Here is a 12,355-nt window from a genome sequence, read left to right as displayed (position 1 = left end):
AGGTTTTCCCTTTCCGGCGTTTTCCACTATGAGTGCGCTACTGAATGGCGCAGCGGCTCGCCCGGATGCGCTTGGCCTCATATCCGGTTGCCTGATCCATGTCGCACAATACTTTCGGTCATCTTTTCCGCGTTACCACCTGGGGCGAAAGCCACGGTCCGGCGCTCGGCTGCGTCATCGACGGCTGCCCTCCCGGCATCCGTTTCACCCTGCCCGAGCTGCAGGCCTGGCTCGACAAGCGCAAGCCCGGCCAGTCGCGCTTCGTCACCCAGCGCCGCGAGGACGATCTGGTGAAGATCCTCTCCGGCGTGATGCTGGACGCGGACGGCGAGACAATGATCACCACTGGCACGCCGGTCTCGATGATGATCGAAAACACCGACCAGCGCTCCAAGGATTACTCTGAAATTTCCAAGAGCTACCGGCCGGGCCATGCCGACTATACCTATGATGTCAAATACGGCATCCGCGACTATCGCGGCGGCGGCCGCTCGTCGGCGCGTGAAACTGCCGCTCGTGTGGCAGCCGGCGGCCTTGCCCGCAAGGTGGTCCCGGGGCTTCTGGTGCGCGGCGCGCTGGTGCAGATCGGCAAGCACAAGATCAATCGCGACAACTGGGACTGGAACGAAGTCGGCAACAATCCGTTCTTCGCACCCGATCCGGCCATCGTCCCGGTCTGGGAAGAATATCTCGACAGCATCCGCAAGTCGGGTTCGTCGGTCGGCGCCGTCGTCGAGGTGATAGCAGAAGGTGTACCGGCCGGCATCGGCGCGCCGATCTATGCCAAGCTCGATCAGGACATCGCCTCCAACCTGATGTCGATCAACGCCGTCAAGGGCGTGGAGATCGGCAACGGCTTTGGCGCTGCCGAAATCACCGGCGAGGAAAATGCCGACGAGATGCGCATGGGCAATGACGGCAACCCGATCTTCCTGTCGAACCATGCCGGCGGCATCCTGGGCGGCATCTCGACCGGCCAGCCGGTGATCGCCCGCTTCGCCATCAAGCCGACCTCTTCGATCCTGACCGAGCGTCAGTCGATCGATAGCGACGGCAACAATGTCGATATCCGCACCAAGGGCCGCCATGACCCCTGCGTCGGCATCCGCGCCGTGCCGATCGGCGAAGCGATGCTTGCCTGCACCATTGCCGATCATTACCTGCGTGACCGTGGCCAGACCGGCCGGTTGAAGTAAATTCAAGGAAGAACCCCATGCCCTTTGACCAGAAGCGCGTTGCCGATGCCATCCGGGCCTTCGAGGCCGGCGAAATCGTTGTCGTCACCGATGATGACGGCCGTGAGAACGAAGGCGACCTGATCGTCGCGGCCGTGCATTGCACGCCGGAAAAGATGGCCTTCATCGTGCGCCACACCTCTGGCATCGTCTGCACTCCGATGCCAAAGGAAGAGGCCAAGCGCCTCAACCTCAACGCCATGGTGGCAGAAAACGATTCGGCCCATACGACGGCCTTCACCGTCACCGTCGATTTCAAGCACGGCACGACGACCGGCATTTCGGCCGAAGACCGGACGCTGACGGTGCGCAACCTTGCCAACCCGAATGTCGGCGCTGCCGACTTCACCCGTCCCGGCCACATCTTCCCGCTGGTTGCCCGCGAAGGCGGCGTGTTGATGCGGTCCGGCCATACGGAAGCTGCCGTCGACCTCTGCCGCCTTGCCAGCCTGCCGCCGATCGGCGTTATCTGCGAACTGGTCAACGACGACGGCACGGTCACCCGCGGCCCGCAGGTCACCGAGTTTGCCGAAAAACACGGCCTGAAGCAGGTCTCGGTCGCCGATCTCATCGCCTACCGCCAGCGCAAGGAAACGCTAATCAACCTTGAGGCAACGTTCGATGTCGATACCGCCTATGGCAAGGCCAAGGCGCATGCCTATTCCCTGCCCTGGGATCCTATGCAGCATCTCGCTGTTGTTTTCGGCGATATCCGGGATGGCATCGATATTCCGGTGCGCCTGCACCTCGAAAACGTTGCCGCAGACGTCTTCGGCAAGGCTTGCCAGCTCGATCCGATTATGCAGCGCATGTCCGAACAGGGCCGCGGCGTCATCGTTTACCTGCGTGAAGGTTCGGTCGGCGTTGGCGTCTCGACAACGGCGCGCACCGGCAAGCATGAGCGCGAAGAGCATAGCGAAGCACAGGCCCGCGAAAGCGAATGGCTGGAAATCGGCCTCGGCGCCCAGATCCTCAAAGATCTCGGCATCACCTCGATCCGGCTGCTCTCCTCACGCGAACGCCACTATGTCGGCCTGGAAGGTTTCGGCATCGAGATCGCGGCGACCGAGATTATCTGAGCGCCTGCGCCCACTGAATTTTCAAGGCCACCGGTCAGGACATGACCGGTGGCCTTTCTTGTTTTATCGATAGAATAACCGGCACAGGTTTCCGGTGTAAGACGACCGGCAAATCAGGCCATGCCTGCTTCAGTGATGGATGGATATTCGACAATGACTGTTTTGCAGACGATGCGGCTGACGCTCAGTCCATGCACCCCAAGTGACCGCGCCGATTTCATCGATCTTGAGCGTGACCCGGAGGTCATGCGCTTTCTGAACGGCGGGTATGCGGTCAATCGTGAGACGACGAGTCCGGATGCGACATTCCTCATGCCGACAGGGATGGAGCCCTATATCTGGACGGCGCGCCGTACTGCAAACGGTGCGTTCGTCGGGTGGTTCTGTCTATGGCCGGAGGGTGAGAGGCTGGCCGAACTCGGATACCGCCTGCGCCGGATGGAGTGGGGTCAGGGGCTTGCCTCGGAGGGGGCGCTGGCCCTGGTCAACTGGGGCTTTGAAAGCGGTCAGTACGACAGGATTGCTGCAACGACGATGGCAATTAACCTCGGATCGCGCCGCGTCATGGAAAAGATCGGCCTGAGCTATGCACGCACAGTCATGTACGACGGGCCGGACCCTATCGTGGGCAGCGAGCATGGCGAGGTCTGGTACGAGCTGACGCGCTCGGAATGGAGCGGTGGCTAACCGTCCCACCCCTCTAAAAACACCACCTTCTCAACACCAGCAAATTTCGCCAGCCGTGCCAGTTCCGCCTCCAGCCGCTCCATGCGGCCGGTGGATGAGCGCACACCCTTTTCCCACCAGAGCCGCTTGACGGCGAGCGTCCCTGTCTTGCGGTCCGCCTTCATGTCGATCCGGCCGACAAGTCTGTCACCCTCCAGCAGCGGGAAAACGTAATAGCCGTATTCCCGTTTCGGTTCGGGAACGAAAACCTCGATGCGGTAATAGAAGCCGAACAGGCGTTCGGTGCGATTGCGGTTGCGGATCAGCGGGTCAAAGGGGCTGAGCACACGGATGCGGGCGGGCGCCTCTGCGAGGTCGCCGAGGTTTTCGGGGAAACCGGCGAAGGCATAGGAAAGGCGCGGCTTGTCGCCATCGGCAGGCTCGATCATCACTTCGGTCAGTTCGTCGCGATGCTGCATAACCCAGGCCTTTGCCTCGTCTGGCGAGACCAGATCGAAGAAGGCGGCGATTTCGCCGTGTGTGGCAAAGCCCAGCCGGTCGAGCGCTGCGCGGCAGGCCCAGTCGAGGAAGGCATCGTGACTGACCTCCGGCTCATAGTGGTGGCCGGGAATGACGCGCTCGGTGAGATCGTAGATTTTCTGGAAATTCTGGCGGCCGGCGATAGCGAGCTTGCCGGTATGCCAGTAGTATTCGAGCGCCGTCTTGTTGGGATGCCAGTTCCACCAGCCGCCCGATTTGTGGTCGTCGGCCTTCAAGTCCCGCGACAGCTTTGCGCCGCCCTGGGCGATGCGCTGGAATGTTTCTTCGAAAGTACTGTCGAAGCCTTCGCCGCGCCATTTCAGCCAGCGCTCGCGCATAACCGCCTCGCGCCGTACAAAGCGGTGCTTCCAGTAGCGGAAAAACTCCGACGGCAGGATCGAGGCGTCATGCGTCCAGTGTTCGAACAGCGCCCCGTCCTTTTCCAAAAGCTCCGTCAGGTGCTCGCGCCTATAGGTCTGGTTGCGCGAAAACAGGATCTGGTGATGGGCGCGCTCGACGGTCGAGATGCTGTCGACCTGGACAAAGCCGATTTCGTGGATGAGATCGAGTAAGCCCTGCTTGCCGAGCGACCGGTTTGGAGCAGCGGCTAGGCCTTGCTTGTTGAGGAAGATGCGCCGGGCATCACGGTTTGAAACAGGAATCGCCATGCAACAATCTAGGCAAATGTTCACACTTTGTTCAAGCCCAAAACCGGAGCCTCTTTCCATCCGCCAAGAAATCGTCCTATAGAGCCTCGACATTCGAACGCGGGGGACGCGGATTGGACATACGCTTTTCCAGCGTGTCCGTCAGTTTTGGCGGACGCACGGTTCTTCAGCCGCTGACGCTGTCGCTGACCGAGCGCCGTATCGGCATTGTCGGGCTGAACGGCTCGGGCAAGACCACATTTGCGCGGCTGATCAACGGGTTGGTCAAGCCGGCCACCGGCACCGTGACCGTGAACGGTCTTGATACCGTCAACGATGCAAGCGCAGCGCTGGCTGAGGCCGGCTTCATCTTCCAGAACCCACAGCACCAGATCATCATGCCGATCGTGCATGAGGATATCGCGTTTGGCTTGAAGAACCGCGGATTGAAGGCGGACGAGATCGAGCGACGCACAGCCGCCGTGCTCGAACGGTTCGGCATCAGCCATCTGGCCAAGCGGCGCGTGCATGAACTCTCGGGCGGCGAAACGCAGCTTGCCGCCATCGCCAGCGTGCTCGTCACCGGCCCCGGCATCCTCATTCTCGACGAGCCAACCAACCAGTTGGACCTTAAGAACCGTGGACTGGTGGAACGTACCATTGCCGGGCTTGACGAGCACACGATCGTCATCAGCCATGACCTGCCGCTGATCGAAAAATTCGACCGCGTTCTTCTGTTCCACGACGGCAGGTTGATCGCCGATGGCCCGGCGAATGAAAGCATCCGTGCCTACCATGAGGTGGCCGGTTGCTGAACGGGCTGGACATCGAAGGCACGACGCCGCTGCACCGGATGTCGGTGCGGATGAAGCTCGCCATCCTGCTCGTCTGCGGGCTTGCGCTTTATGCCGTGTCCTCGTTCTTCGTCCTTGTCCCGGCTTTCGTCATTGCTGCCGTCATCTACTTCACCACCGGCCTCGCCTTCCGCGAGGCCGTGTCGCGGCTAAAACCCATCCTCTTCACCATTCTGATCCTGTTGATAGCCACCGCCTACCTCACGTCGATACGCGAGGCGGCCGAAAGCTTTTTCCGGTTGATGGCGATCGTGCTGTTTGCAGGTGCTGTGACCGCGACGACGGCGACCGGTGCATTCATCGACGAGATCACCCGGCTGCTGCAGCCGCTCGACAGGCTCGGCCTGGTGCGGGCCGCCGATGTCGGGCTTGCCTTCGGGCTGGTGCTGCGCTTCGTTCCGGATATTTTCAACCACTACCAGTCGATACGCGAGGCGCACCGGGCGCGCGGGCTGAAGGTGCGGCCGTTGACGATTCTGGCGCCGTTGATCATCCTGACGCTGAAGGACGCCGACACGATCGCCATGGCGATCGACGCCCGCGGTTTCCGGCGGCCGCGCGAGAGGCTTCGTTGATGGAGAACGCATTCTTCCGTCTCTGTCCCGATCCGGCGATGGCCGCACGCATGCACATATATCGATAGACAAAGGACCTGCCATGACCACCAGAGACCTCGTTCTCATTGCCCTATTCACCGCCATCATCGTCGTTCTCGGCCTCATTCCGCCGGTGACGCTGGGCTTCATTCCCGTGCCGATCACCGCTCAGTCGATGGGCGTGATGCTGGCAGGCTGCATCATCGGCGCCAAGCGCGGCGCGCTCGCCTATGTGCTTCTGGTGCTGCTGGTCGCGATCGGGCTGCCGGTTCTCTCCGGCGGCCGTGGCGGCTTGGCCATCATCCAGGGTCCGACCGGCGGCTTCGTGCTTGGCTGGATCGTTGCCACCTTCGTTACCGGCCTGATCGCCGAGCGGCTGGTCAAGGAAGGCCAGAGCGAAGTCAGGCAGTTTGCCGGCTTCTTCATTGCCTCAGTCATCGGCGGCATTGGCGTGCTCTATGCCATCGGCATGCCCTGGGTGACTGCCGTCACCGGTACGCCGCTGTCAGCCGTCGCTACGGGTTCGCTTGCCTTCATTCCGGGCGACATCGTCAAGGCCGTGATTGCAACATTGGCCGCCCGCGCGGTTCTCGCCGGTTATCCGCTGCTGCACGCACGCGCCTGAGCGCCGTGGCCGTTCATCTTGCAGCCGTTGTGGAAAATTATGGTCGGCCGGAGGATGTAATCCGGCTTGCCAGACGGCCGCGCCCGGACCTTGCACCGGGCATGGTGGAAATCGCCATCGAACGTGCGGCGGTCAATCCTTCCGATCTGATCCCCGTGACCGGCGCCTATAGCAATCGCACCGTACTGCCGTTCGTTCCCGGCTTCGAGGGCGTCGGCACCGTTAGCCGCATCGGCGCCGGTGTCAGCGGCCTGAAATCCGGCGACCGCGTGCTGCCGCTCGGGGCGAGTGGCCTGTGGCAGAGCTATGTCCAGCGCCCGGCAGAGTGGTGTTTTGCTGTTCCGGATGACCTTTCGGCCGACCAGGCCACAACCGCCTATATCAATCCGATGACCACGTTGCGGCTGATCGCGGAATTGAAGGCTCATTTTGGTGGTTCTTACGGACTTTCGGGCCGCAGGATCGGCGTCACAGCGGCCGGCTCCGCGATCGGGCGGATGCTGCTAATGACACTGTCTGCCGAGGGTGCCGAGGTGATCGCCATCGTTCGCAGTGAAGCAACCGCTGCCCGTCTGCCAGCCCTGCCGGGTCTTCAAACCTGGGTGACCGGGCAGCAACTGGCCGGCAAGGATGTGGTTTTCGACGCGCTCGTCGATGCCGTCGGAGGCGAGACCGGCGGCCACCTGCTCCGGCATCATCTCTCTCCCGGCGGAGCCTTCCTGCAATATGGCGCGCTCAGCGGCGCACCGATTGCCCAGTCAGCCATTTCGGCGCGGCCGGATGTGCGCTTCTCCTTCCTTTGGCTGCGCTCCTTCATTCACGCGGCTGGAAGACAGGCAATTTCCAATGCGCTTGCCCAGTGTTTTGACGGGATCCGCGACGGCTCGATGGTGAGCCACATCGCCGCGACCTATCCGTTGTCGCGGCTTGACGAGGCACTTGTCCACCAGAGCGCCCCAGACCGGCGCGGCAAGATCCTCCTTGACCCGCGCTGTTGAAAACACCGCAAACGCCCTACCTAAAGCATGGACCTCGACCCCCTGAAGCCATAGGTTCCCGCCATGACCACGATCCTGTTCGAAAACCCGATCTTTCTGGAACACAAGGTTCCGGAAGGCCATCCGGAGCGGCCCGACCGGCTGAAGGCGCTCAACCTTGCGCTGGAGCATGAGCGGTTTTCGCCGCTGTCGCGGCTTGAGGCGCCGCAGGGCAATGAGGATCTGGTGCTGCTTGCCCATCCGGAGCAGCATCTGCGCACCGTCATGTCCGCCATACCAGAAGAAGGCATCAACGCCGTAGAGGCCGACACCTATGCCAGTCCCGCCAGCCTGCAGGCCGCACTGAGCGGGATTGGTGGCGCTGTCGCGGCAGTCGATGCGGTGTTTTCCGGCAAGGCCGACAATGTCTTCGTCGCCTCGCGCCCGCCCGGCCATCATGCCGAGAAGAACAAGGCGATGGGCTTCTGCTTCTTCAACAACATCGCCATCGCCGCCCGCCATGCCCAGCAGAGATATGGGGCCGAGCGTATCGCGATCGTTGACTGGGACGTGCATCACGGCAACGGCACGCAGGACATCTTCTGGGATGATCCATCGGTGCTGTTCTGCTCGACGCACCAGATGCCGCTTTATCCCGGCAGCGGCGCCAAGACCGAGACGGGTGCCGGCAATATCGTCAATGCGCCACTGTCGCCCGACACCGGCAGCGAGCATTTTCGCGAGGCGTTCAAGTCGCGCGTCCTGACGGCGCTGGATGATTTCCGCCCGGATTTCATTCTGATCTCGGCCGGGTTCGACGCCCATCACCGCGACCCCTTGGCACAGATCAATCTCACCGCCGAGGATTTCGACTGGGCGACCGGGCGCCTGCTCGACGTCGCTGGAAAAACCGCAAACAACCGCATCGTCAGCTTGCTGGAAGGCGGCTACGATCTTCAAGGGCTGGCCGAATCGGCCGCGACCCACATCTACCGCCTGATGAGAGGATGACCATGACCACCGCTGCACAAACCGACGTATCCACCCTCTCCTTCGAAAAGGCCGTCGAAGAACTCGAAGCCATCGTCTCGGCACTGGAGCGCGGTGACGTGGCGCTCGACAAGTCGATCGAGATCTACGAGCGCGGCGAAGCGCTGAAGAAACATTGCGAGGCGCTACTCGGCGCCGCCGAAAACCGCATCGAAAAGATCAGGCTCGACCGGGCCGGAAAGCCGCAGGGCGTCGAGCCGCTTGACGGGGAGTAAGCGGTTCCCAAGCTATAGGGCGATTGTCGTTCTGATTTCATCATAGCCTGCATGCAGGCCTTTGGCATCGTGTTCGATCAGGCCGGCTTTCGACAAAATCTCCACATCCTCGTGAACACGCCGATAGTCCCGGCCCAGGCTGCGCGCCAGTGCGGCAATGCTGGCCTGTGGATGACGGCGCAGATGACGCAGCAGCTCAAGACGTTTTGTCGTCATTGTCTGTGACAACGCATCCCAGTTCACAAAGGTCAGGTGATCTTCCGAAACAGCCTCGCCCTTTTCCGCGCGATGCCATGCGTCCGCGACCCTCTTCTGAAGGTCATCAAAAGAGCCGCCAATATGAAGCTGTACGTCCTTGCTCATATCCGTTCTCCTCTTACTTTTTCGACATCCAGCCGGAAATCGGCCAGCAGCTGTTCAATGGAAACAAACGCATAACCCTCTTCGCGGTCATCATAGTGGCGATGATCGCCCTTGCCGCGCTCGTTGTCATATCCAACAATTCTCTCGCCTGGGCGGCCGTAAAACAGAGAATATTTGAGAAAGTGCGACGCTGGCGGAACGGATACCGGCACGTGCCAAACCTTGATCTCAAGGATCGCACCATCCTGAAAAATTAGCCGATCACGGATGATCAATGTCGCTTTCATTCTTCAAAATATGTCATGTGACGCCATATGGCGTCAAGCGCCATAAATACGTGAGAGGACACTGGTAGTTTTCCTGCTGCGGGCCTACCTTAGGGTCAATATGAACCGACGAGGACCAGCCCATGAGCTTCTTTCCCGGACCAGACCCCGAAGCTGGTGATGCACCGGCCTGTGATGCGATCGAGCATCTGATCATTCCGCGCACCAGCGACATCGGCAATCTGCAGGTACGCCGGGCGTTGCCGACGGCAAAGCGGCGGCTGGTCGGGCCGTTCATCTTCTTTGACCGGATGGGACCGGCGCTTCTCAAGGCAGGACAAGCGCTGGACGTGCGGCCGCATCCGCATATCGGGCTTTCGACGGTCACCTACCTGTTCGACGGTGAGATCAAGCATCGCGATAGCCTCGGCACCGAAATGGTTATCGCGCCCGGCGACCTCAACCTGATGACGGCGGGGCGCGGTATCGTGCACTCCGAGCGCTCGCCCGAAAACCTGCGCGGCAAACCGCAATCGATCTCCGGCCTGCAGACCTGGCTTGCCCTGCCCGACCAATACGAGGAAATCGATCCGATCTTTGCCCATACCGAAAAACGCGACCTGCCCTCCTTCAACATGGACGGGCTGGAAGGTCGGGTCGTCATCGGCCAGTTCGAAGGGATGAGGTCGCCGGTTTCGGTGTTTTCCGACACGATCTATGTCGATCTGCGGATCGAGCCTGGCCGGAGCGCGCCGTTTGCTGCCGAGTGGGAAGAGCGCGCGCTCTATATCCTTGAGGGCGAGGCGATCATTGCGGGCGATCATTTTGCCGACAATCAACTGCTGGTTTTGCGGGCGGGCGATGCGATCACGATCACGGCGGGCCTAGCGGGCTGTCATATCATGCTGTTCGGGGGTGCCGCCCTTGGCTCTGCCCGGCATATCTGGTGGAATTTCGTTTCCTCGTCCAAGGAGCGGATCGAACAGGCCAAGGAGGAATGGCGAACGGGCCGTTTCGACATCGTCCCGGGGGACGAGGAAGAGTTTATCCCTTTGCCGGAGCGGTAATATTGGTTAAACTCGCAGCGTGCCGCAAGAAAACCGGTTTTTGCAATCCATAACGATTCTGTTTAAAGACGCGGTTCCCAGCGGACACCAACACTAGACATCGCGGTTCCCTTGAAGGCGCGAGAACGAAGGCCTTAGCGTGACACAATTGCCAGTCCATCCAATGCCGGCGACCCCTCTTCTCGATCAGGTTGTTTATCCCGATGATTTGAAGAGGATCGAAGACAAGGACTTGCCGCAACTGGCAGCCGAACTGCGCTCGGAGATGATCGATGCGGTGTCGCGTACCGGCGGCCATCTGGGTGCCGGTCTTGGCGTCGTCGAACTGACCATCGCCATCCACAAGGTCTTCAACACACCGCATGACCGGCTGATCTTCGATGTCGGTCATCAATGTTATCCGCACAAGATCCTCACCGGCCGCCGTGACCGTATCCGCACGTTGCGCCAGGAGGACGGCTTGTCCGGCTTCACACGGCGCGCCGAAAGCGAATACGACCCCTTTGGCGCGGCCCATTCCTCGACCTCGATTTCCGCCGGTCTCGGCATGGCGGTGGCAGCCGATCTCTCCGGCGAGCATCGCAATGTCATTTCCGTCATCGGCGATGGCGCAATGTCGGCCGGCATGGCCTACGAGGCACTCAACAATGCCGGCGCGCTGGATGCGCGGCTGATCGTCATTCTCAATGACAACGACATGTCGATCGCCCCGCCGACAGGCGCGATGAGCGCCTATCTGGCCCGCCTTGCCTCCGGCCGCACCTACATGGGCTTTCGCGATCTCGGCAAAAAGCTGACGGCCTATCTCGGCAAGAAGGTCGACCGGGCGATTACCCGCGCCGTCGAGCACGCGCGCGGTTATGTCACGGGCGGAACACTATTCGAAGAGATGGGCTTTTACCATATCGGCCCGATTGACGGCCATTCCTTCGAGCATCTGTTGCCGGTGCTGCGCAATGTGCGCGACAATTCCAATGGTCCGGTGCTGATCCATGTGGTGACACAGAAGGGCAAGGGTTACCCGCCCGCCGAAGCTGCAGCGGACAAGTATCACGGCGTCAACACATTCGACGTCATCACCGGCGCGCAGGCGAAAGCCAAGCCGAATGCCCCGGCCTATACATCCGTCTTTGCCGAGGCGCTGACGCAGGAAGCGGGCTATGACGACAAGATCGTCGCGGTTACCGCCGCCATGCCGTCCGGCACCGGCCTCGACAAGTTTGCGCTGGCCCATCCCTCCCGCTGTTTCGATGTCGGCATTGCCGAGCAGCATGCGGTCACCTTTGCGGCGGGGCTGGCGTCTGAAGGCTACAGGCCGTTCTGTGCGCTCTATTCCACCTTCCTGCAGCGCGGGTATGACCAGGTGGTGCATGACGTGGCGATCCAGGGCCTGCCGGTCCGTTTCCCGATCGACCGTGCCGGCTTTGTCGGCGCCGATGGCCCGACCCATGCCGGTTCGTTCGATACGACCTATCTCGCCACCCTGCCCGGCTTCGTCGTGATGGCGGCCGCCGACGAAGCGGAACTCAAGCATATGGTGCGCACCGCCGCAGCCTATGACGCAGGTCCGATCTCGTTCCGTTATCCACGTGGCGAGGGCGTTGGCGTGGAAATGCCGGAGCGTGGCCAGATCCTTGAAATCGGCAAGGGCCGAGTGATGAAGCAGGGCTCGAAGGTGGCGCTGCTTTCGTTCGGTACGCGTCTCGCCGATTGCCTGCTTGCCGCCGAAGATCTCGATGCCGCCGGGCTTTCGACGACGGTCGTCGATGCCCGCTTTGCAAAACCGCTCGACCACGATCTGATCCGCCAGTTGGCCAGGCATCACGAAGTGCTGATCACTATCGAGGAAGGCGCCGTCGGCGGCTTCGGCAGCCATGTGCTGCAATTCCTCGCCCATGAAGGCCTGCTCGACAACGGCCTGAAAATCCGGCCGCTGGTTCTTCCGGATATCTGGATGGAACAGGCCAAGCCTGAAGCCATGTATGCCAGGTCGGGCCTCGACCGCGCCGGCATCGTTTCGACCGTGTTCAAGACGCTCGGGCAGAAGCAGCAGATCGGCTCAAGCGTCGCAGGCTGATTGCTGGGCATTGGCTCACACGACCGGTTTTACCGATATCAACGATACCAGCCCTGCGCGACATACGCAGGGCTGGTCTTTTTTTTGGTTCAGCGCAA

14 protein-coding genes are annotated in these 12,355 nt (G+C 61.3%); 11 read left to right on the top strand and 3 right to left on the bottom strand.

The window, feature by feature from the left end; genetic code table 11:
- The first annotated feature begins 98 nt into the window (after positions 1-98).
- From aroC to ASC96_RS19855, 3 genes are all read left to right on the top strand, one after another.
- Complete coding sequence (gene aroC, locus ASC96_RS19865; protein WP_060504846.1) at positions 99-1,196, top strand: chorismate synthase; 1,098 nt, start codon at positions 99-101, stop codon at positions 1,194-1,196.
- Positions 1,197-1,213: 17 nt separating this feature from the next.
- Positions 1,214-2,314 carry a 3,4-dihydroxy-2-butanone-4-phosphate synthase gene (gene ribB / locus ASC96_RS19860; RefSeq protein WP_060504845.1) on the top strand — a complete coding sequence of 367 codons (1,101 nt, stop codon included), beginning with the start codon at positions 1,214-1,216 and terminating at the stop codon, positions 2,312-2,314.
- A gap of 153 nt (positions 2,315-2,467) precedes the next feature.
- On the top strand, positions 2,468-3,001 hold the full coding sequence (locus ASC96_RS19855) for a GNAT family N-acetyltransferase (protein ID WP_060504892.1): 534 nt from the start codon (positions 2,468-2,470) through the stop codon (positions 2,999-3,001).
- On the opposite strand, the gene ASC96_RS19850 is transcribed toward ASC96_RS19855, so the two are convergent.
- On the bottom strand, positions 2,998-4,188 hold the full coding sequence (locus tag ASC96_RS19850; RefSeq protein WP_060504844.1) for a winged helix-turn-helix domain-containing protein: 1,191 nt from the start codon (positions 4,186-4,188) through the stop codon (positions 2,998-3,000). The two genes, ASC96_RS19855 and ASC96_RS19850, sit on opposite strands and share 4 nt — an antisense overlap.
- Before the next feature lie 113 nt (positions 4,189-4,301).
- Here ASC96_RS19850 and ASC96_RS19845 point away from each other — a divergent pair, with 113 nt between their 5' ends.
- From ASC96_RS19845 to ASC96_RS19820, 6 genes are all read left to right on the top strand, one after another.
- The gene (locus ASC96_RS19845; protein ID WP_060504843.1) at positions 4,302-4,982 is read left to right on the top strand and encodes an ABC transporter ATP-binding protein; all 681 of its coding nucleotides are present in this window, start codon (positions 4,302-4,304) and stop codon (positions 4,980-4,982) included.
- Entirely contained in the window at positions 4,976-5,596 is a 621-nt protein-coding gene (locus ASC96_RS19840) for an energy-coupling factor transporter transmembrane protein EcfT (protein ID WP_082512172.1), read from the top strand. The genes ASC96_RS19845 and ASC96_RS19840 overlap by 7 nt, the downstream gene beginning before the upstream one ends.
- An 82-nt stretch (positions 5,597-5,678) precedes the next feature.
- Positions 5,679-6,242 carry a biotin transporter BioY gene (locus ASC96_RS19835; protein WP_060504842.1) on the top strand — a complete coding sequence of 188 codons (564 nt, stop codon included), beginning with the start codon at positions 5,679-5,681 and terminating at the stop codon, positions 6,240-6,242.
- Between the two features lie 29 nt (positions 6,243-6,271).
- Complete coding sequence (locus ASC96_RS19830; protein WP_244482197.1) at positions 6,272-7,240, top strand: zinc-dependent alcohol dehydrogenase family protein; 969 nt, start codon at positions 6,272-6,274, stop codon at positions 7,238-7,240.
- A 63-nt stretch (positions 7,241-7,303) separates the two neighbouring features.
- The gene (locus tag ASC96_RS19825; protein ID WP_060504840.1) at positions 7,304-8,230 is read left to right on the top strand and encodes a histone deacetylase family protein; all 927 of its coding nucleotides are present in this window, start codon (positions 7,304-7,306) and stop codon (positions 8,228-8,230) included.
- Between the two features lie 2 nt (positions 8,231-8,232).
- Positions 8,233-8,484, top strand: coding sequence for an exodeoxyribonuclease VII small subunit (locus tag ASC96_RS19820; protein ID WP_037106350.1), 252 nt, complete (start codon positions 8,233-8,235; stop codon positions 8,482-8,484).
- Between the two features lie 12 nt (positions 8,485-8,496).
- Here the strand turns inward: ASC96_RS19820 and ASC96_RS19815 are convergent, their stop codons facing one another.
- The gene (locus ASC96_RS19815; protein WP_060504839.1) at positions 8,497-8,847 is read right to left on the bottom strand and encodes a hypothetical protein; all 351 of its coding nucleotides are present in this window, start codon (positions 8,845-8,847) and stop codon (positions 8,497-8,499) included.
- Positions 8,844-9,134 carry a DUF6516 family protein gene (locus ASC96_RS19810; RefSeq protein ID WP_060504838.1) on the bottom strand — a complete coding sequence of 97 codons (291 nt, stop codon included), beginning with the start codon at positions 9,132-9,134 and terminating at the stop codon, positions 8,844-8,846. Before ASC96_RS19810 ends, ASC96_RS19815 begins: the two co-directional genes overlap by 4 nt.
- A gap of 122 nt (positions 9,135-9,256) precedes the next feature.
- On the opposite strand from ASC96_RS19810, the gene ASC96_RS19805 reads away from it, so the two are divergent.
- Both ASC96_RS19805 and dxs read left to right on the top strand, forming a co-directional pair.
- The gene (locus ASC96_RS19805) at positions 9,257-10,180 is read left to right on the top strand and encodes a pirin family protein (RefSeq protein WP_060504837.1); all 924 of its coding nucleotides are present in this window, start codon (positions 9,257-9,259) and stop codon (positions 10,178-10,180) included.
- A gap of 163 nt (positions 10,181-10,343) precedes the next feature.
- Positions 10,344-12,257 carry a 1-deoxy-D-xylulose-5-phosphate synthase gene (gene dxs, locus ASC96_RS19800; RefSeq protein WP_060504836.1) on the top strand — a complete coding sequence of 638 codons (1,914 nt, stop codon included), beginning with the start codon at positions 10,344-10,346 and terminating at the stop codon, positions 12,255-12,257.
- Positions 12,258-12,355: the final 98 nt, after the last annotated feature.

This window comes from Rhizobium sp. Root1204 (genome assembly GCF_001424965.1).
In the GTDB taxonomy this organism is placed as follows: Bacteria; Pseudomonadota; Alphaproteobacteria; order Rhizobiales; family Rhizobiaceae; genus Pararhizobium.
This window is presented reverse-complemented; position numbering and strand designations above follow the sequence as displayed.

What these genes read in the sequence shown, in the direction of transcription:
- aroC (WP_060504846.1), top strand. Translation starts at nt 99, where the DNA reads ATGTCGCACAATACTTTCGGTCATCTTTTCCGCGTTACCACCTGGGGC.
- ribB (WP_060504845.1), top strand. Translation starts at nt 1,214, where the DNA reads ATGCCCTTTGACCAGAAGCGCGTTGCCGATGCCATCCGGGCCTTCGAG.
- ASC96_RS19855 (WP_060504892.1), top strand. Translation starts at nt 2,468, where the DNA reads ATGACTGTTTTGCAGACGATGCGGCTGACGCTCAGTCCATGCACCCCA.
- ASC96_RS19850 (WP_060504844.1), bottom strand. Translation starts at nt 4,188, where the DNA reads ATGGCGATTCCTGTTTCAAACCGTGATGCCCGGCGCATCTTCCTCAAC.
- ASC96_RS19835 (WP_060504842.1), top strand. Translation starts at nt 5,679, where the DNA reads ATGACCACCAGAGACCTCGTTCTCATTGCCCTATTCACCGCCATCATC.
- ASC96_RS19825 (WP_060504840.1), top strand. Translation starts at nt 7,304, where the DNA reads ATGACCACGATCCTGTTCGAAAACCCGATCTTTCTGGAACACAAGGTT.
- ASC96_RS19820 (WP_037106350.1), top strand. Translation starts at nt 8,233, where the DNA reads ATGACCACCGCTGCACAAACCGACGTATCCACCCTCTCCTTCGAAAAG.
- ASC96_RS19815 (WP_060504839.1), bottom strand. Translation starts at nt 8,847, where the DNA reads ATGAGCAAGGACGTACAGCTTCATATTGGCGGCTCTTTTGATGACCTT.
- ASC96_RS19810 (WP_060504838.1), bottom strand. Translation starts at nt 9,134, where the DNA reads ATGAAAGCGACATTGATCATCCGTGATCGGCTAATTTTTCAGGATGGT.
- ASC96_RS19805 (WP_060504837.1), top strand. Translation starts at nt 9,257, where the DNA reads ATGAGCTTCTTTCCCGGACCAGACCCCGAAGCTGGTGATGCACCGGCC.
- dxs (WP_060504836.1), top strand. Translation starts at nt 10,344, where the DNA reads ATGCCGGCGACCCCTCTTCTCGATCAGGTTGTTTATCCCGATGATTTG.